This window comes from Novosphingobium sp. PC22D (assembly GCF_002556635.1).
Classification (GTDB): Bacteria; Pseudomonadota; Alphaproteobacteria; order Sphingomonadales; family Sphingomonadaceae; genus Novosphingobium.
Genome location: NZ_MWMO01000014.1, coordinates 1 through 17442, shown reverse-complemented (window position 1 = coordinate 17442; position 17442 = coordinate 1). Strand labels below are relative to the sequence as shown.

Below are 17442 nucleotides of genomic sequence, written 5' to 3'. Positions count from 1 at the left end.
CCGGATTCGAGACAGAGCCACGGAATAACCCCGACCAAATCCGCACAAATTTTTGGCGTTTGTTACAAGCCTACGCTAAGGAGCCGCCTTCCATGCTAGCATATGGGTAGAAACCTGCTCCGATCCTCGGTGCAAATGCCCGGAAAGTTTACGGATTCCTTGATGGCCTCGATGATGTCGCGATTCTTCAAATTTGGTTCCCAGAACATGGCGATCGACCTGGGTACGGCCAATACCCTGGTCTATGTCCAGGACCGCGGAATTGTCCTCAATGAACCCTCGGTGGTGGCCATCGAAACGCTGCACGGCGTCAAGAAGGTCAAGGCGGTGGGCGACGACGCCAAGATGATGATGGGCAAGACGCCCGACAACATCGAGGCGATCCGTCCGCTGCGCGACGGCGTCATCGCCGACATCGAGATCGCCGAAGAGATGATCAAGCACTTCATCCGCAAGGTCCACGGCAAGCGCTCGATGTTCCGCTATCCCGAGATCGTGATCTGCGTACCCTCGGGCTCAACCTCGGTCGAACGCCGCGCGATCCGCGACGCGGCGAGCAACGCGGGTGCCAGCCAGGTCTACCTGATCCTCGAGCCGATGGCCGCCGCGATCGGCGCGGACATGCCGGTTACCGAGCCGGTCGGCTCGATGGTCGTCGACATCGGCGGCGGCACCACCGAAGTCGCGGTACTCTCGCTGCGCGGCCTCGCCTACACCACCTCGGTGCGCGTCGGCGGCGACAAGATGGACGAGGCGATCGTTTCCTACGTGCGTCGCCATCACAACCTGCTGATCGGCGATTCGACCGCGGAGCGGATCAAGAAGGATTACGGCATCGCCATGATCCCGGAGGACGGCGTCGGCGAAACGATCCAGATCAAGGGCCGCGATCTCGTCAACGGCGTGCCCAAGGAGATCACGATCAATCAGGCGAACGTCGCCGAGGCGCTGTCCGAACCGATCGGTGCGATCATCGAAGGCGTGCGCATCGCGCTCGAGAACACCGCGCCCGAGCTTGCCGCCGACATCGTCGACCAGGGCATCGTCCTGACCGGCGGCGGCGCCATGATCCAGGGCCTCGACGTCTACCTGCGCGAGGAAACCGGCCTTCCCGTGAGCGTTGCCGAAGACCCGCTCTCGTGCGTTGCGCTGGGCACAGGCCGGGCCATGGAAGATCCGATCTATCGCGGCGTCTTGATGACCGCTTGACGCGCGACTTAGGGGAAGCGGCGCATTTCCATCCGCGTCGCGAGCTAGGAGAGCACAGCGCATGGCGCCGCCCTTGAACCGGCGCTCCGGCCATTCGCGCAGGGCGCAGTACAATTCGTTCTTCACGTACGCCGCCGGCGTCGCTGGCGTGCTGCTGGGAGCGGCTTTGCTGGTCGTCTCGATTTTCGGGCCGAGCGTGTTTTCCGGCGCGCGTGCGCTTGCCGCTGACGCGGTCGCGCCCGTGAGCGGCGGTGCGGCGCGCACGCGTCATGCCGGGCAGGACATTTTCGAGACGATCGCGGGCTACTTCAAGGCCGGTGCAAGCCACGCCAAGCTGGAGCGCGAGGTGAAGGAAGCGCGGGTCCGCCTCGCCGAGGCCGAGGCCGTGCGCGAGGAGAACCGGCGGCTCAAGGGCCTGCTCGGGCTGGAGCAGCGCGACCCTCCGCCAGTTGCCGTGACGCGCATGACCAGTTCCACCGCGGCGAGCATCCGCCGCTTCGCGACGATCGGCGCGGGCCGGACCAGCGGCATCGAGAAGGGCATGCCGGTCCGCTCGACGATGGGCCTCGTCGGGCGCGTGCTCGAAGTGGGCATCACCAGTTCGCGCGTGCTTCTCGTCACCGACACCGAAAGCCTGGTGCCGGTGCGCCGCGCCACCGACGGCGTTCCCGCCTTCGCGCAGGGCAAGGGCGACGGCACGATCCAGATCCGCCTCATCAACCTCGGCATCAATCCGCTGAAGAAGGGCGACATCATGGTCACCTCGGGCTCGGGCGGGCTCTACCGTCCGGGCGTGGCGATGGCGATCGTCACATCGCTGACCCGCGACGGCGCGATCGCCCGCGTGCTCGGCAATCCCAGCCATGCCGAATACGTGATCGTCGAAAAGACCTGGGCCCCCGAGCCGCCCGTCGTTCCCTCGAACCGCGAGGAACCGACCAGCCCCGGCGCCGCCTCGACCGGGCAGCCGGAACCGGAGACGTGAGGCGCGCGCCGTTCAGCCTCGGCAAGGCGGGGCCGCGCAAACGCATCAACCGGGTCCCCTCGCCGATCCTCGCCCGTGGGCTGCCCTGGCTGAGCGTGGTGTTCTGCTCGATCCTTCCCGGATTGCTGACGATCGCCTCGGCGCCCGTTCTTCCCCCCCTGGGGTTCCTCGCCTTCGTTGCCTGGCGCCAGTTGCGCCCGGGGCTCATGCCGGTCTGGGCCGGATTGCCGCTCGGCCTCGTCGACGACCTCTATTCCGGACAGCCGTTCGGCTCGGCGGTCATGCTCTGGTCTGGTGCGGCCATCGTCCTCGACGAAATCGAGGCACGGCTGCCGTGGCGCAACTTTCTCACCGAATGGCTGGTGGCCATGGGACTGATCCTGGCTTATATCGTGCTGAGCCTCCTCGTCGCCAATATCGCCGGCGCATCGGCGCCCATTCATGTTATCGTGCCGCAGACCGTCATTTCTCTCCTGTGCTATCCCCTCGTCGGCCGCCTCGTCGCCATAGCTGACCGGATTCGCCTGATCCCGTTCCGGGAAATCCGATGAAACTGTTTCGACCGCGCCATGTCAGCATGGCGACGCTGCGCAACAGTTTCGACCGGCGCAGCCTGTTCATCGGTGCCGCGCAGGGCGGCCTCGGCCTCGTGCTTGCGGGCCGGCTCGGCTATCTCGCGGTCGCGCAGAACGAGAAATATCAGCTCGAGGCCGAAAGCAATCGCGTCAATCTGTCGCTTATCCCCCCGCGGCGCGGCTGGATCCTAGACCGCAACGGGGCCCCGCTCGCATCCAACCGGGCGGATTTCCGGGTGGACGTCATTCCCGACCGGATGGACGACACCGACGAAACGATCGCCACGCTGGGCGACCTGCTCGAACTGTCCGACGTCGAGATCCGCGACTTGCTGGACAAGCTCGAGAAGTCGCACGGCTTCGCGCCGGTCGAAGTGGCCTCCGGGCTCGACTGGGATCGCTTCGCGGCGGTCAGCGTCCGCCTGCCAGACCTTCCCGGCGTTGTCACCCAGCGCGGTTTCTCACGCTATTATCCCACTGGATGCACCGTCGGCCACCTTGTCGGCTACGTCGGCACGGCCTCGGCCGAGGACTACGAGAAAGAGCGCAATCCGCTGCTCGTCACGCCGGGCTACAAGATCGGCAAGGACGGACTCGAAAAGGTCTTCGAGCACCGCCTGCGCGGCAAGCCCGGCGCGCGGCGCGTCGAGGTCACCGCGGGCGGACGCATCGTGCGCGATCTCGAGACCCGCGAGGATGATCCCGGCGCACCGATCAAGCTGACCATCAACGGGCCATTGCAGGACTATGCCGCGCGCCGCCTCGGGACCGAATCGGGCGCGGTCGTGGTGATGGACTGCCAGAACGGCGACATCCTCGCGATGGCGTCGATGCCATGCTTCGATCCGAACAGCTTTTCCGACGGCATCGGCCGCCTCGAATGGAAGATGCTGGCCGACGACGACCATGTGCCTCTGCGCAACAAGGTCCTGCGCGGGCTGTATCCGCCAGGCTCGACGGTCAAGCCGATGGTCGCGCTGTCGTTCCTTGAGGCGGGTCTCGATCCGGAAGAGACGGTGACCTGCACCGGCGGCCTGCGCGTGGGCAACCGCGTGTTCCACTGCTGGAACCGGCGCGGCCACGGCCGCACCAACATGGCCAAGGGCATCTACCAGAGCTGCGACGTCTATTTCTACCACTTCGCCCAGAAGGTCGGGATGGAAAAGATCGCCGAGATGGCCAAGCACCTGGGCTTGCAGCAGGAATTCGATCTTCCGGTGGTCGGCCAGTCCTACGGGACCGTGCCCGATCCCGCCTGGAAGCTGCGCAAGTACGACAAGGAGTGGCAGACTTTCGATACGGTCAACGCCACGATCGGCCAGGGCTACATGCTGGTGAACCCGCTGCAGCAGGCGGTCATGGCCTCGCGCATCGCGAGCGGACGCAAGCTCATGCCGCGGCTGATCTACAGCGAAAAGCCGCAGAACGCGCCGTCGCTGGGCATTCCGCAGGAACACCTCGACTACGTCCACCAGGCGATGTCCGACGTGATCAACGGCCCGGGCACCGCCGGCCGTGCGCGTCTGCCGATCGACGACGTGCTGATGGCGGGCAAGACGGGCACCGCGCAGGTCGTCAGCCTCAATGTCTCGAGCGGCAAGGGCGGACCGTGGAAGTATCGCGACCATGGCCACTTCATCTGCTTCGCGCCCTTCGACAAGCCGCGCTATGCCTGCGCGGTGGTGGTCGAGCACGGCGGCGGCTCGGGCGCGGCCTACCCGATCGCGCGCGATGTCATGACCTTCCTGTGGGACCCGAAGAAGGCGCTCGAGAAGCTCCACGAGTTCGAGGAAGGCTGGGGCGGAACCGCGCAGCAGCGGCTCGACGCGCGCTATGCGGCCTACGCTGCCGAATATGGCGGCAACGCGCCGCGCGTTCCGAGCGAGGAGGAAAAGAAGGTCCAGGAAGCCGACGCGGCGCAGGAGGAGGATCAGCCGATCGTCAACGCCGCGCAATCGCCGCGGCCCGAGCCGACCGGCGCCCCGCCCTCGCCAGCCCCCTCGGCCGACGCCACGTCGACGACCGCGACGGCAAGCGCTCCGTTCATTCCACTGCAACCGCCCGGATCGGCCGGGAGCGGACAATGAGAAACCGGCAACTCGTGCCCGAGGCGATCGGGCGCCAGCCCTGGCTCGTCATCGTGCCGCTCTTCGCGCTCGTCGGGTTGGGCGCGGCGGTGCTCTATTCGGCGGCGGGCGGCCACCTCCAGCCTTACGCGGCCTCGCACGTCTACCGGTTCCTGGTCTTCCTGGCGATGGCGATCGTGATGTCGCACATCCCGCGTGAGTGGTACCGCTTCCTCGCCTACCCGGTCTACGCCGCGATCTGCCTGCTGCTGGTTCTCGTGGAACTGCTCGGCGCGGTTGGCGGGGGCAGCCAGCGGTGGCTCGACCTCGGCTTCATGACGCTCCAGCCCTCGGAACTCATGAAGCCGGGGATCATTCTGGTCCTCGCCCGGTTCTACGAGACCTTGCCCGCGTCGATGACGGCGAGTTGGCGCGGTCTCGTGCCCGCCGGAATGCTGATCGGCATTCCCGCCGGCCTCGTCATCCTCCAGCCCGACCTCGGCACCGCTCTCGCGATCTGCTTCGGCGGCGCGGTGATCATGTTTCTCGCCGGTCTGCCGCTCACCTGGTTCCTGCTGGCGGGCGGTGGCGCCGCGCTGCTCACGCCGGTCGCCTTCTTCGCCTTCCTGCACGACTACCAGCGCAAGCGCGTGCTCACCTTCCTCAATCCCGAGAACGATCCGCTCGGGACGGGCTACCACATCACTCAGTCGAAGATCGCGATCGGATCGGGAGGGCTGTTCGGCAAGGGCTTCGGCAACGGCTCGCAAAGCCACCTCGAATACCTCCCCGAGGCCCATACCGACTTCGTCTTCGCGACGATGGCGGAGGAATGGGGCATGGTGGGCGGACTGTTCGTGCTTCTCGTCTTCGCGATCGTGATGACCTGGGGCATGCGCGTCGCGCGCGCGAGCGAGGACCGCTTCACCTCGCTGCTCGCCGCGGGCATGACCGCGACGATCTTCTTCTACGTCGCGATCAACCTCATGATGGTGATGGGCCTTGCGCCCGTGGTCGGAATTCCGCTGCCGTTCATGAGCCACGGCGGGTCTTCGATGATGACCAACATGATCTGCCTCGGCGCGATCATGGCCGCCGACCGCTGGCGCCGGTCCCCTTCGCGCTTCGGCTGAAAATTCGTGAAAATTTGCACTTCAAATCGGAAGAACAATCGCTATACGGACCCCTCCCGCAGCGAATCGCTGCGGCCACGGTCCGGAAGCGGCACCAGAGTGGACGCATAGCTCAGTTGGTAGAGCAGCTGACTCTTAATCAGCGGGTCCTAGGTTCGAGCCCTAGTGCGTCCACCATTTTTCATAGCAATAGCAGCATTTACCGACAAGGCTGGCTGCTACGAAAGGCGACCGCCCAGTTGTGCTAGCACTATGCTAGCGCGTTCGGCTGGACGGCACAGCAGCGATCAGCAAGTATGCCCCAATGGTCGATGACTCCGAATCTACCGCCGCACAGTCGCTGATGAACCTGAAACGTTCGGAAGGCGAGCTGCTAGACACGTTCCAGCACCACTTGGCGAACCGGCCATTTGGTTACCAAGATCTGTACCTGATGGGCATTGCGAGGCGCGCACTCGCCCAGGCGAAAGCGTTTCGTTCTTGTATCGAGGATCTTAACTGGCTTGTCGCCGCTGCCCTACTTCGATTGCAGCTCGATACAGTTCTACGGCTTTACGCCTTGTATTGGGTATCTGACCCAGAGGAATTCGCCGGACGCGTTTTTGCGGGCGAGCAGGTCAACCGTCTCAAAGCAGCGGATGGCCAGCAAATGTCGGATCGGTACCTGATCGACAAGGTTAAAGATCGTAACGCGTGGGTAGATGCGGTTTACAAGAATACGAGTGGCGTGATTCACTTTTCGAATCGTCACATGCACGCGGCCATTCGATTGACCAACGAAGAAACTGGCGATGTGGAGGGTTTCATAGGGGCCACCGATCCAAAGCAAGAAATAGAGGATTTTGCGGAAACGATTGAGGCATTCTTCCACTGCACTGCGATAATTGGAGTTGCCACAGCTGATTTGTTTAAACGGTTCAACGCAATCCATCGCCGGATACGACCTTCGCCAGCTGCCGCTTCCACGCATACAGCGGGTGCGGGCTGACGCCGAGCCGCTGCGAAACCTCCGCTACCGGATACCCGCGTTCGGTGATCTGGGCCACCGCATCGCGCTTGAACTCTTCGCTGAAATTGTACTTCCCCATCATCGCCTCCTGTCCTCAAAATTAGGATCGAAGGCGTCCAGAAATCTAGGGGCTATTCAGTGCCCGTAAAGTCAGCTGGTCGGCATAGGGCTGGAGATGCTTCACCGACATGTGTGCGCATAACGCCGCACCATCGATTCCGATTTCCGTCCGGGCCTGCGCCAAAGAACCGGCCATACATTGCCGTCAACGCCAGCAGCCCTGCTTTCCGCCGCTTTGCGCCATGGTGCCTGCTTTCGCTGCTGTCCGCCGTCCTCGCAATGCGCGGCGCCAGCGCGAACAGCAGCGTTGCGCCTGCGATCAGTGCAGGGATCGGCATGGTGAAAAGGCGATCAGGAATAATGAGCAAAAGTCCGGCGCCAGCCAGGCCTCCGACGGCAGAAAGCAACAGGAGCCGGCAAAGGTGGTAGTCAAGTGGCAGGCTCGGCCGATCCGCAAGCACCGCCAGCAGATGCCCCGGCGACACGGCGATGGCATTGGCGATATTGGCCGCTACGGGGGGTAGTCCTGTAGCCAGCAGAGCCGGAAAGGTGATCAGGGTCGCGCCGCCGGCCACGGCGTTGACGATCCCACCGACCAAGCCTGCAAGGATCAGGATTACTGTTGTCCAGTCGATCATGCCCGCGAGCCTGAACCAGAGGCGCGAGCAAGTCTGGAATGTTTGTGATCAGCAGCAGCCTTTGCGGTAGGCTCCCGGCGTCGTCCCGAAAGCCTAGCGGAACAGGCGACCAACGTGGCTCTGATCGGCAAAGTCGAACCGGGCGGCGACATCTGCCAGCGAATTTCCCCGAGCGATCGCCTGGCGCGCACCGTTGAGGCGGCACATGATGCGATGGCGATGCGGGGGGAGACCATGCTGCTGCACAAAGGTCCGGCTGAAATGCTCGCGCGAGACCCCCGCCGCGCGTGCCAGCGCCTGTATTGGGAGTGGACCATTTCCGGGCCCGGTGCTTTGCGTGCCAGACCGCTCTGATCCGGCCAGCGAGGATCCTGACAAGGCCAGTGATTGCAGCATTGGCCGAATGCTCTCGACAGGAAGGCAGCGGGGATAGGCGCCCAGGTCAAGGGGCGCATAGACATTCAGGCAGCGCCCTTCGGCGCTTGCGCTATCGGTAAAGCGATGCGGCAGACCGGCGGGAAGGTAAAGCCATTCGCCTGCGGTCACTTCGACGATCCCGTAACGGGTTTCCGCCCGGCGCTTCCCGCTCTGAACCAGACAGAGCTGGGCAGTCTCGTGAAAATGGAGGCGCAAATCCGGCAGAGCATTTCCTGCGCACGACGCCAGTTCTATCGCTCCGACCCGCCGGTAATTCCACATTACATGCGTACTCAGCTGGTTCGGCCGCGCGACACAGGCGAGCCAAAATCATCAATCCGCCGCAGTTGGCGCTGCACGCCCACCGCGCCCAGCACGATGCCACCGAGGATCAGCACCATTCCTATGATGTGAAACCGGAAAAGAGCCTCGCCCAATAGCAGGGCGGCGAGACCGGCGCCGAACAAAGGCATCAATGTAATCATCTGGCCTGCGGGTGCTGCTCCGAGATTTTTCACAGCCGCGTTGTAGAGCACATAGGCGACCAGCGACGGGAAGAGAGCGACGTAGGCAAAGGCGCCCAGCACATCGGCCCGCAGCGGGATGCCCGCCCCGCCAGCCACTTCCATCGCGGCGAGCGGCGCCATAGCCGCCGCGCCGATCGCAAATGTCACCGCCAGGAAACTGGCCGGATGGCAATCGGGGCGAAGGCGCAGCAACGCGGTGTAAAGCGCCCAGCAGACGACGCCGCACAGCACGAGGAAATCCCCGAAATTGAGTGTCAGCCGCGCCAGCGCCGCAAGGTCGCCGCGAAGCACGATGACCGCCACGCCCAGCATGGAGAGGGTCACGCCGACGATCTGCAAAGCCGACGCCCGGTCGCCGAAAAAGAGGCGATTGAACAGGAGGACGAGCGCCGGGATCGCCGCCTGAAGCAAAAGCCCGTTGCTGGCGGTGGTGAATTGCAGGCCCGAATAGATGAAGGCATTGAAGGCAGCCACGCCCGTCAGGCCAAGCAGCAGGACCGCCTTCCAGTGCGACAGGAGCCGTTGCCGATCGGCGCGTAAATGCCGCCACGCAAAAGGCAGAAGGATCGCAAGCGCACCGCTCCACCTGACCAGCGCCAGGGTGAATGGCGGAACGACACCGTTCACCGCGCGACCGACAATGAAGTTGCCCGACCAGAACAGGATCACGATGCAGAGCGTGGCGTAAGACCAGCGAGCCGTACCACTCGCCGGGGATCGCTTCATGTGCATGGCTGGCCCCGCATGTCAGACCAAGCCGCGTGCGGCGCTGCCTCCGGCAGGCGACAGCATGGCAGCGATATCGCGAAGCGCCTGTTCGAGAGCATCGCGCGAGCGCAGGCCGCCAAGGCACAGGCGAACCCCAGAGGGAGCCACGGCATCGACAATCGGCCCGTCAGGCGGCGTCAGCGCGATGGAGGCACGCAAGGCGCGGGCGCTCAGCCGTTCGGCATCGAGCATGGGCATCGGCATCCAGACGTGGAGGCTGCGCCCCGCCCCCGGCACTGCCATCGCCTTGCCGAGGATCGACGACGCCAACTGCGTCCTCGTCTCGCTTTCGGCGATCACATCGTCGGCGATCCTGTCGGCCGTTCCGTCCTGTTCCCACTGGCTGAAGACCAGACCGCCCAGCGAGGGCGGGCTGTAGCCAAAAGCGCGGACGCCCAACAGCAGTCGATCGCGAACATCTTCATTATCAGGCGGCAACAGGAAACCGAGCCGCAAGCCGGGCGCGACCGCCTTGGAAACGCCCGCGACCATCAACGTCCGTTCCGGCGCAAGATCGGCAAAACAGTCCGCCGCCCCGGCATCGGCGAAGACGCGATAGGCATCGTCCTCCACGATCATCAGATCATGGGCGCGGGCGACCTCGATGATGTCAGCGCGGCGCGCGGCATCGAGGGTGATCGTGGTCGGGTTCTGCAGGGTCGGGATTATGACCAGCACCCTGGCGCCAGTTTCGCGGGCACAGCGGGCAAGCGCTTCGGGATCGATGCCGCGCGCATCCATGGCAACGCCCCGCAGGCGGTAGCCCGCATGATCGGCCAGTGTCCGGATGCCGGGATAGGTCGCGGCTTCGCATAGGATCGTATCGCCCGGCCGCGCCAGCGCCGCGAAGGCCAGCGCAAGGCCATGCTGCCCGCCGTTGCACTGAATGACCCGATCCGCCGTCGCGCGCGTCACGCCATGACGGCGCTTCAGCCAGGATGCGCCGGCCTCGCGGATCGAGGGCAAGCCTTCGGGCGGCGCATAGTTTACCGCCGTCGCGAGATCGGCCCGCTGGCGCACGCGCGACAGCCCCTCCCCGATCCAGCGCTCGGCGGGATCGAGCGGCGGCACATTATGCGCCATGTCGAGCGGGCCAGCGTCATGCGGCGAGGAATGCGGCCGCGCGCGGTCGGCGACGAACGATCCTCGGCCTACATGGCTGGAAATGAACCCCCGCCGCTCCGCCTCGACATAGGCCCGGCTGACCGTCCCGACACTCAGGGACAGGCGGTGCGCCAGATCGCGCTGCGGTGGCAAACGGTCGCCGGGCACAAGGCGGCCATCGCGCACATCGCCCTCCAGTGCGGTCACGAGACGCTCGTACACCGGCACGCTGCCCTTCGAGATATCCGGCTGCCAGTCCTTCATCATCTTTCCTGCACTACATTGCACCGGTTCAATATCACGTTTGACTCATAGTTCAATGATGATCATCCAGCTTTGCAGGAGAACATCATGGATACGAGTCTGCTTGCCTCGCTTGCGCTGTACAGTTTCGTCTGCACGGCCACGCCCGGCCCCAACAACATCATGCTCGCCTCATCGGGGCTGGTTTTCGGATTCCGCCGGACCATCCCGCACATCTTCGGGATCAATTTCGGTTGCGCGCTCATGCTGGTGCTCAGCGGGCTGGGTCTGGGCGCGCTGTTCGAGGCATGGCCGGTACTGCGCTGGGCAGTGCGGATCTTCGGTGCTGTCTATCTTGCCTGGCTGGCGGTGAAACTGTGGCAATCGGAAGGCGTCGAACGCCGCGAGGGCGCGCATCCGCTGACTTTCTTTCAGGCGGCTGCTTTCCAGTTCGTCAATCCCAAGGCCTGGGCGATCACCATGCCCGCCATCGCCAGCTTTACCGTGCCCGGCCGGCCACTCGCCCTGCAGCTCGGCGTTATCGTCGCGGCCTTCGTGCTGGTCGGCCTGCCTTCCATCGCATCCTGGGCGGCGATGGGCGCGGGGGCCCGCGAACTGCTCGAAAGCCGCAAGGGCATGATCGTGTTCGTACGCGTGATGGCGGTTCTGACCGCGCTCACCGCTTTACTGTTTCTGATTTGAAGGACAACGCAATGAACCGGAAAGACATGGAGATGTTTGCGGCGAACTGGATCGCCAACTGGAACGCGCGCGATCTCGACGCCATTCTGGCGCATTTTGCCGATGACGCGCGCTTCATCAGCCCATTGGCCGCGGAACTGACGGGATCTCCCATCATCGAAGGCAAGGCCAGTTTGCGCGCTTATTGGTCAAAGGCGCTGGAGGCTTCGTCTGAACTGCATTTTACCCTGATCGCTGCCGTCTGCGATATCGAACGCCAGGTGCTCGGCGTCCACTATGTGGCCCGGCGCAAAGGCAAGGCCAAGCGGGCGCTCGAAACGATGCGCTTCGTGGACGACCGGCAGGTCGAAGGCGAGAGCTTCTACAGCGCGCAGGAAACTTCGCCTGGTAACTGATCCCAAATCTCCGTCACAACAGCGGTGAGCAAGAGGATAGAAATGCAGGTTATCCGCGCCCGCGACTTCACCGGCAGATCAGCCTGGGACGCGCTGTCGATCGAGAGGATCGACGACGCGACGGTGCGGCTGCACTGGACCGACCAGCCCTACCGCTGGCACATCAACGATGGCCCGGAAGTCTTCGCTATCCTCGACGGGCGTGTCGACATGCATGTTCGGACCGCTGGCGGCGAACAGGTTCTGCATCTTGAAACAGGGGACATTTTTCACGCCGAACCTGGCGATGAACATGTCGCCCGCCCCCTTGGCGAAGCGCGCATTCTGGTGATCGAGCAGGCCGGAAGCGATTGAGGCGACGGATCAGGCGGGTGCAGCCGCCTCGGCCAAAGACGGCGCAATGACAGCCATCGCCCGTTCGACATACATGTCCTTTTCGCCGACCGGCGCGACATAGTGGATCGCTTCGCGCGCCTGTTCCACTGAACCACCGCGCGCGATCATCCAGGCCGCGAGATAATGCGAGGCCAGGCAGCCGCCCGCTGTGGCGACATTGCCATGCGCGACGAAAGGCGCGTCGATCACATTCACGCCAGCCTCGATGACCCATGGCTTTGTCGTCAGATCGGTGCAGGCAGGCAGATCGCCAGTCAAACCAAGCTTCGCCAGCAGCAGCGTGCCTGAGCACTGCGCACCGATCAGCTGGCGCTCGGGGTCGAGCCGAAGTCGCGCCAACAGCGCGTCATCGCGAGCCACGTCGCGCGTGCGGACACCGCTGCCGATCAGGACGGCGTCTGCTTCTTCCGCAAATTCAAGCGGACGCTGACGGCGGATCGTGACACCGTTCATCGACGTCACTTCCTCCGTCGGCGACGTGATCCAGGCATTCCAGCCCAGCGGCCTGAGGCGATTGAGGATCGTCGACGCGATAAACGAATCCAACTCGTTGAACCCGTCGAAAGTCAGAACGGCTATCTGCATGTCTCTCTCGATATGGAAACGGCGCTATCGCTGCGCCGGATGGAAGGCGATGCGCAGGCCCAGCGCGATGAGCACGCCGCCGGTCAGGCCATCGAGCCAGCGCGCTACGACCCCTTGCGCGAACCAGTGCCGCAGCGGACGACTGCCAAGGATCAGGAGCGCAAACCAGGCCATGCCGAGCGTGGCATGAAGCGCCGCCAGCAACAGGCTGAAGGCCAGTACCGATGCTCCCGCCGGAACGAACTGCGGGAGGAAGCTCACATAGAAGACCCCCATCTTGGGATTGAGCAGATTGGTGAGCAGGCCCTTCATGAACCAGTTGCCCGATCGTGATGGAGCAGACGGCAATGCCGGACTTGCTGCATCGGAGGGCGCACCCGATTTGAGTGCCGCACGGACCATGCCCAGCCCAAGCCATAGCAAATAGGCGGCGCCTGCATATTGCAGGATCCTATAGAGAGTGCCCGACAGTGCCAGCAGCGCGCCAAGCCCCAGCGCCACCACCAGTCCCCAGGCAAGAACGCCCGCGACCACGCCTGCCGCCGCTGCGAGAGCCTGACGCGCCCCCTCGACGGCGAGCGTGCGCAGGACCACTGCCATGTCGAGCCCGGGTGTGATGACGAGAAGCCCGGCCGCCAGCGTGAATCCGGCAAGTGCAGTCCAGATGGTCATGCTCCATTCCCTTCGATTTCAGCGCGAAATGAAGAGAGGATATCCCGGCCCTCGGGCCAATCGCCCAGATTGCTGCCCGCGTTGATATGGCCGAGCGGACCCAACGCGATCAGCCGCGAACCCCATTGCCGGGCACGTCGTTTGCTGTAATCGACTGTTCCGTAAGGATCGTTCGCGCTGGCGACGATCAGGCTGGGAAACCGCAGGGGCAGCTCCGGCACTTGCGCGAAGGACCGCGCTTCATCCGGAAACGCACGTCCGCACGGGTCTGGCACGGCGACCAGCATCGCGCCAGCTACCGGAGCTCCTCGCGCGGCGGCCCAATGCGCCACCAGCAGGCAGGCCAGGCTATGCGCGACCAGAATGGGCGGGCGGTCCAGGGACTTCACCGCCCGATCCAGCGCCTCGCACCAGTCGGCGAGTTCCGGCCGCCCCCAATCGGACGGCGCGAAGCGGGTCATGTCGGGATCGGTCCGCTCCCAATGGCTTTGCCAATGGTCCGGTCCCGAACCGCCTATGCCGGGAAGCAAAAGGATTGGGAGCGTCATGGCCGGGGTGCTTCCATGCGCATGAGTGTCTGCTGGCCGGAAGCGCACAGCACCTCCTCTCCCTCGCGCATCGCATCGACCTTGAGATCGCAGACCGTCAGCGCGCGTCCGGCGCGCAGCACCTCGCCCGTGGCGCGCAGGCGTTCTCCCGCCGCCGGGCGGATAAGATTGAGCTTGTATTCAACCGTCAGGACATCCTCGCCATCCCCGAAGACCGAATAGGCCGCATAGCCGCCCGCCACGTCGGCAATCGCACCGATCACGCCGCCATGAAGGAAGCCGTTCTGCTGGCAAAGATCAGCCCGGAACGGCAGATCGAGAACCACTTTGCCATGGCTGGCGTGGATCACCTCGGCCCCGATCAGCCCCATGAAGCTCTGACGCGAGAAGCTCTCGCGAACGCGTTCGAGCAGAAGCGGGTCATTGGCCCCGGTCACGATTCTGCCCTCCGGGGCACACCATATTCGAGAGTGCCAAGGCGTCGCATCTCAGCCGTCTGGAACAGTTTGGGATCGGCCAGATAATCGCGCACCATGTCCAGCGTATCGAAGCCCCAGAACAGGTCCTCCCCGATCGCGAGAGTGGGCACGCCAAACACGCCGCGCGCGATCGCCGCCTCGGTGTTGGCGCGGAGCCCGTCCTTTACATCCGCGCTTGCGATCCTATCCTGCACATCGGAAAGACCAAGTTGGCCGCCAAGCCTCTCCAGTTCAGCGCTGTCGGTCAGATCCCGGCCTTGCGCAAAAACCGCCCCGAACACGGCATCGACGACATCCGCGCGGGCATCGAGCGCAATCAGCAGTCGCAGGGCCTCGACCGAACGAAACGGATGCGTATCGGGAAAGCGCAGCGCGATACCGTTCCTGTCGGCAAGCCATTGGCACATACGATAGGTCTGTGCCCGTTTGGGCGGCACTTCCGCCGGGCCGATCAGGCCCCAGTGGTTGAGCAGCGCCCCCAGAAGCACCGGGACCGGACGTATCTCCAGTCCGAGATCGTCTTCACGAAGACGCTTCCACATCAGGAAGGCGAAGGGCGAGACGGGATCGAAATAGAAATCGGCCGGGGTCTTCGTGCTCATCTGGTTGCTCCTTGGGCCTCATCATTGTATCAGATTATGCGTCGATCAAATCAAATATTGTATTGGTTCAATCATGGCCGTTATCACACTCCCCGTTCTTCATCTGGATACCCTCGACCTGCAAACACAAGCGCACGGCGATCTCTACGAAGCGCGTATGGCGTCCTTCGCTTCGCCGCTGGGTGCGCACATGCTGGGCGGAAGGCTGGTCGTGGTGCCGCCGGGCAAACGGGCGTGGCCGTTCCACGGCCATCACGCGAATGAGGAACTGTTCGTGATCCTCTCCGGCAGCGGCCGCCTGCGCTATGCAGATGGCGATCATGCGCTGCGGGCGGGCGATGTCGCGCTGTGCCCGGCAAGCGGCGCGGCAAGTGCGCATCAGATCATCAACACCGGCGATACGGACCTGCGTTATCTCGCCATCAGCACGATGAACGAGCCCGACGTGATCGACTATCCCGACAGCGGCAAGTTCGCGGTCATGGCAGGCGCTGCGCCCGGCGGCGACAAGGCGAGCCGCTCGGTGGACCATGTCGGGCGCTATGCCGATGCGGTCGGCTACTGGGACGGCGAGACATGACCGGGCGGCTCGCTATTGCCTCCGGCGAGTGCATCGCCACACCGCCCGCCCTGCTCCTGCCACCGGGTAAGCTGGTTGATCCCGGCAACCCGGAATGGACAGCATTTGCGCGGAGTTGGGATGATCTGCCGCGCGACGCATGGATGGCCGACGGCGGCACCTATCGCCGCAGACGTTATGCCGCCTTTGAGGTGGCAGACGGGAAATGCATGCGCCTGCCGCATCGCGCGCATTACCAGGAGCGCGATCACAATCCATTGAATGGCGGCATCGAACGCTGGTTCGCGCCGATGGCCGAGGCTCGAACCGGATCGCCGCTGTTTCAGGCGCTGGTGCTGGGCACCGCCGCCCTGATCGCGGATGCGAGCGCGAGGGGTCCGAACTCCTGGACGGTGGAAGCGCATCAATTTCGCATCGAAGCGCTGTCGGGACAGCCCGGCCTTCCCACGCCGGAGGGCATGCATCATGACGGGCGCGACTGGGTGCTGATCCTGCTTGTCGGCGGCAGCGATTACGCCGGCGGCGAGAGCCGCGTCGAGGATGGCTCCGATACTTGCATCCTCGAACATCGGCTAACCCGTCCCGGCGAAGCACTGCTGCTGGATGACCGTACCGTCCGCCACGGCACGACGCCGATCGAGTCCGCGATACCGGGCGCCCCCGCATGGCGGGACACGCTGGTCCTCACGTTCGCGCAGGCGCGGGAAAGTTGAGGGGCGGCATGGATCGCTTCTTCGTCATAACCGGCGGACCGGGATCAGGCAAAAGCACGCTCCTTGCGGCGCTGGCCGAAAAAGGCTTGCCGCATATGCCCGAGGCCGGACGAGCGGTGATCCGCGACGAGGTGGCCGCCGGCGGAACCGCTCTACCATGGGATGACCGCGACGCCTTTGCCGAGCGGATGCTTACGCATGACCTCAGCTCCTATGAGGAGGCACGGACGAAAGAGGGCGTCTTGTTCTTCGACCGAGGCATTCCCGACATCATCGGCTACCGCATATTGTGCGGGCTGGGCATACCCGGCGACCTCACACGCGCGGCGGAGAGCAATCGGTACAATCAACATGTGTTTATCGCGCCGCCCTGGGCCGAGATCTACGCCCAGGATACCGAGCGCAAGCAGGACTGGGACGAGGCGGTGGCGACCCATGACGTGATGGCGCGTGTCTATCAGGAACTGGGATACACCCTCGTCCCCCTTCCCTTTGCGTCGCCCGATGAGCGCGCAACTTTCGTGCAGCACTGGATTGCGAAGCTGCAGACGTGATGAAAGCTAATCCCAAGCGCGAACCTTTGGGCCGTAAAACGGAGCATGGATTGTCGGCGGGAACGGCCCGGCTTCTCGGGCTGTCCCTATTGCGCAAAAGCGAGTTGAAGATAATTCGCCCCTGAACCTCGGGTCTGGCCCGTAACCCAAGAGCCCCTTCAACCGGCAATCCACACTATTTTCACAGTGAATACTGGCCTTGGCGAACGGACAACTACTTAATGTCGCCGATTCATCGTCATTTTTGGTGTAATTTTTGTGGTTTTCGTATAATACTGCGTGCCTGAATTGAGATTGTTACTGGATCAAACACGGTGAATGCCAAGCCGCCTTGTTGATGCATGCTGTGGGATGGTCAGACATCGCCGGCGATTTCCAGCGGCGCTGGAACGGGGGGAGTAGATGGTCGTCCGTGAACAATGCGATTTTGGCTCTGGGACGGCGCAGGGCCATTCGCGGCGGGCTGTGGCGAGCTGTTGTGG

21 protein-coding genes, 1 tRNA gene and 1 pseudogene are annotated in these 17442 nt (G+C 64.0%); 13 read left to right on the top strand and 10 right to left on the bottom strand.

Annotated features, from left to right (window positions below; genetic code table 11):
- Positions 1-162: 162 nt before the first annotated feature.
- The 7 genes from B2G71_RS17865 (at position 163) to B2G71_RS23805 (ending at position 6956) form a co-directional block, all read left to right on the top strand.
- Complete coding sequence (locus tag B2G71_RS17865) at positions 163-1209, top strand: rod shape-determining protein (RefSeq protein ID WP_098108077.1); 1047 nt, start codon at positions 163-165, stop codon at positions 1207-1209.
- Positions 1210-1270: 61 nt separating this feature from the next.
- Complete coding sequence (gene mreC / locus B2G71_RS17860; protein ID WP_098108076.1) at positions 1271-2194, top strand: rod shape-determining protein MreC; 924 nt, start codon at positions 1271-1273, stop codon at positions 2192-2194.
- Positions 2191-2745, top strand: a complete 555-nt coding sequence (gene mreD, locus B2G71_RS17855; protein WP_240530211.1) for a rod shape-determining protein MreD — start codon at positions 2191-2193, stop codon at positions 2743-2745. Before mreC ends, mreD begins: the two co-directional genes overlap by 4 nt.
- Positions 2742-4856 (top strand): penicillin-binding protein 2, encoded by a 2115-nt coding sequence (gene mrdA / locus B2G71_RS17850; protein ID WP_098108075.1) that lies wholly within the window; start codon positions 2742-2744, stop codon positions 4854-4856. The genes mreD and mrdA overlap by 4 nt, the downstream gene beginning before the upstream one ends.
- The gene (rodA, locus tag B2G71_RS17845) at positions 4853-5968 is read left to right on the top strand and encodes a rod shape-determining protein RodA (protein ID WP_098108074.1); all 1116 of its coding nucleotides are present in this window, start codon (positions 4853-4855) and stop codon (positions 5966-5968) included. The genes mrdA and rodA overlap by 4 nt, the downstream gene beginning before the upstream one ends.
- A gap of 101 nt (positions 5969-6069) precedes the next feature.
- Positions 6070-6145 (top strand) — tRNA-Lys (locus B2G71_RS17840).
- A 127-nt stretch (positions 6146-6272) separates the two neighbouring features.
- Positions 6273-6956, top strand: a complete 684-nt coding sequence (locus B2G71_RS23805; protein ID WP_141521603.1) for a hypothetical protein — start codon at positions 6273-6275, stop codon at positions 6954-6956.
- On the opposite strand, the pseudogene B2G71_RS17835 reads toward B2G71_RS23805, so the two are convergent.
- The 5 genes and pseudogenes from B2G71_RS17835 to B2G71_RS17815 form a co-directional block, all read right to left on the bottom strand.
- A pseudogene (locus tag B2G71_RS17835) lies at positions 6919-7056 on the bottom strand (transposase); the annotation flags it as partial. The gene B2G71_RS23805 and the pseudogene B2G71_RS17835 overlap by 38 nt on opposite strands.
- 52 nt (positions 7057-7108) lie before the next feature.
- On the bottom strand, positions 7109-7675 hold the full coding sequence (locus B2G71_RS17830) for a TSUP family transporter (RefSeq protein WP_206049448.1): 567 nt from the start codon (positions 7673-7675) through the stop codon (positions 7109-7111).
- Between the two features lie 93 nt (positions 7676-7768).
- Positions 7769-8374 carry a helix-turn-helix transcriptional regulator gene (locus tag B2G71_RS17825; RefSeq protein WP_098108072.1) on the bottom strand — a complete coding sequence of 202 codons (606 nt, stop codon included), beginning with the start codon at positions 8372-8374 and terminating at the stop codon, positions 7769-7771.
- Positions 8375-8385: 11 nt separating this feature from the next.
- Positions 8386-9345 (bottom strand): DMT family transporter, encoded by a 960-nt coding sequence (locus B2G71_RS17820; RefSeq protein ID WP_098108071.1) that lies wholly within the window; start codon positions 9343-9345, stop codon positions 8386-8388.
- Positions 9346-9366: 21 nt separating this feature from the next.
- Complete coding sequence (locus B2G71_RS17815) at positions 9367-10755, bottom strand: PLP-dependent aminotransferase family protein (RefSeq protein WP_206049447.1); 1389 nt, start codon at positions 10753-10755, stop codon at positions 9367-9369.
- An 87-nt stretch (positions 10756-10842) separates the two neighbouring features.
- On the opposite strand from B2G71_RS17815, the gene B2G71_RS17810 reads away from it, so the two are divergent.
- Genes B2G71_RS17810 through B2G71_RS17800 form a run of 3 tightly spaced genes read left to right on the top strand, consistent with a single transcriptional unit; the run spans position 10843 to position 12185 of the window.
- Complete coding sequence (locus B2G71_RS17810; protein WP_098108069.1) at positions 10843-11436, top strand: LysE family translocator; 594 nt, start codon at positions 10843-10845, stop codon at positions 11434-11436.
- An 11-nt stretch (positions 11437-11447) separates the two neighbouring features.
- On the top strand, positions 11448-11831 hold the full coding sequence (locus B2G71_RS17805) for a nuclear transport factor 2 family protein (protein ID WP_206049446.1): 384 nt from the start codon (positions 11448-11450) through the stop codon (positions 11829-11831).
- Between the two features lie 42 nt (positions 11832-11873).
- Positions 11874-12185, top strand: a complete 312-nt coding sequence (locus B2G71_RS17800) for a cupin domain-containing protein (protein ID WP_098108067.1) — start codon at positions 11874-11876, stop codon at positions 12183-12185.
- A 9-nt stretch (positions 12186-12194) separates the two neighbouring features.
- Here B2G71_RS17800 and B2G71_RS17795 read toward each other — a convergent pair whose 3' ends face one another.
- From B2G71_RS17795 to B2G71_RS17775, 5 genes are read right to left on the bottom strand one after another with little or no spacing between them, the layout of a single operon-like run.
- Positions 12195-12812, bottom strand: a complete 618-nt coding sequence (locus tag B2G71_RS17795) for a DJ-1/PfpI family protein (RefSeq protein ID WP_098108066.1) — start codon at positions 12810-12812, stop codon at positions 12195-12197.
- A gap of 24 nt (positions 12813-12836) precedes the next feature.
- Positions 12837-13484 (bottom strand): LysE family translocator, encoded by a 648-nt coding sequence (locus tag B2G71_RS17790; protein ID WP_098108065.1) that lies wholly within the window; start codon positions 13482-13484, stop codon positions 12837-12839.
- Positions 13481-14032: an alpha/beta hydrolase gene (locus tag B2G71_RS17785; protein ID WP_098108064.1), complete on the bottom strand. Its 552-nt coding sequence runs from the start codon at positions 14030-14032 to the stop codon at positions 13481-13483. The genes B2G71_RS17790 and B2G71_RS17785 overlap by 4 nt, the downstream gene beginning before the upstream one ends.
- A complete protein-coding gene (locus B2G71_RS17780) occupies positions 14029-14469 on the bottom strand; it encodes a PaaI family thioesterase (protein ID WP_206049445.1) in 441 nt (146 codons plus the stop codon). The genes B2G71_RS17785 and B2G71_RS17780 overlap by 4 nt, the downstream gene beginning before the upstream one ends.
- Positions 14466-15113 carry a 2-hydroxychromene-2-carboxylate isomerase gene (locus B2G71_RS17775; RefSeq protein WP_098108063.1) on the bottom strand — a complete coding sequence of 216 codons (648 nt, stop codon included), beginning with the start codon at positions 15111-15113 and terminating at the stop codon, positions 14466-14468. The genes B2G71_RS17780 and B2G71_RS17775 overlap by 4 nt, the downstream gene beginning before the upstream one ends.
- A 73-nt stretch (positions 15114-15186) precedes the next feature.
- On the opposite strand from B2G71_RS17775, the gene B2G71_RS17770 reads away from it, so the two are divergent.
- Genes B2G71_RS17770 through B2G71_RS17760 form a run of 3 tightly spaced genes read left to right on the top strand, consistent with a single transcriptional unit; the run spans position 15187 to position 16960 of the window.
- Entirely contained in the window at positions 15187-15693 is a 507-nt protein-coding gene (locus B2G71_RS17770; RefSeq protein WP_098108062.1) for a cupin domain-containing protein, read from the top strand.
- Entirely contained in the window at positions 15690-16406 is a 717-nt protein-coding gene (locus B2G71_RS17765) for a 2OG-Fe dioxygenase family protein (RefSeq protein ID WP_098108061.1), read from the top strand. Before B2G71_RS17770 ends, B2G71_RS17765 begins: the two co-directional genes overlap by 4 nt.
- Positions 16407-16414: 8 nt before the next feature.
- Complete coding sequence (locus B2G71_RS17760; RefSeq protein WP_206049444.1) at positions 16415-16960, top strand: AAA family ATPase; 546 nt, start codon at positions 16415-16417, stop codon at positions 16958-16960.
- The last annotated feature ends 482 nt before the right edge of the window (positions 16961-17442 follow it).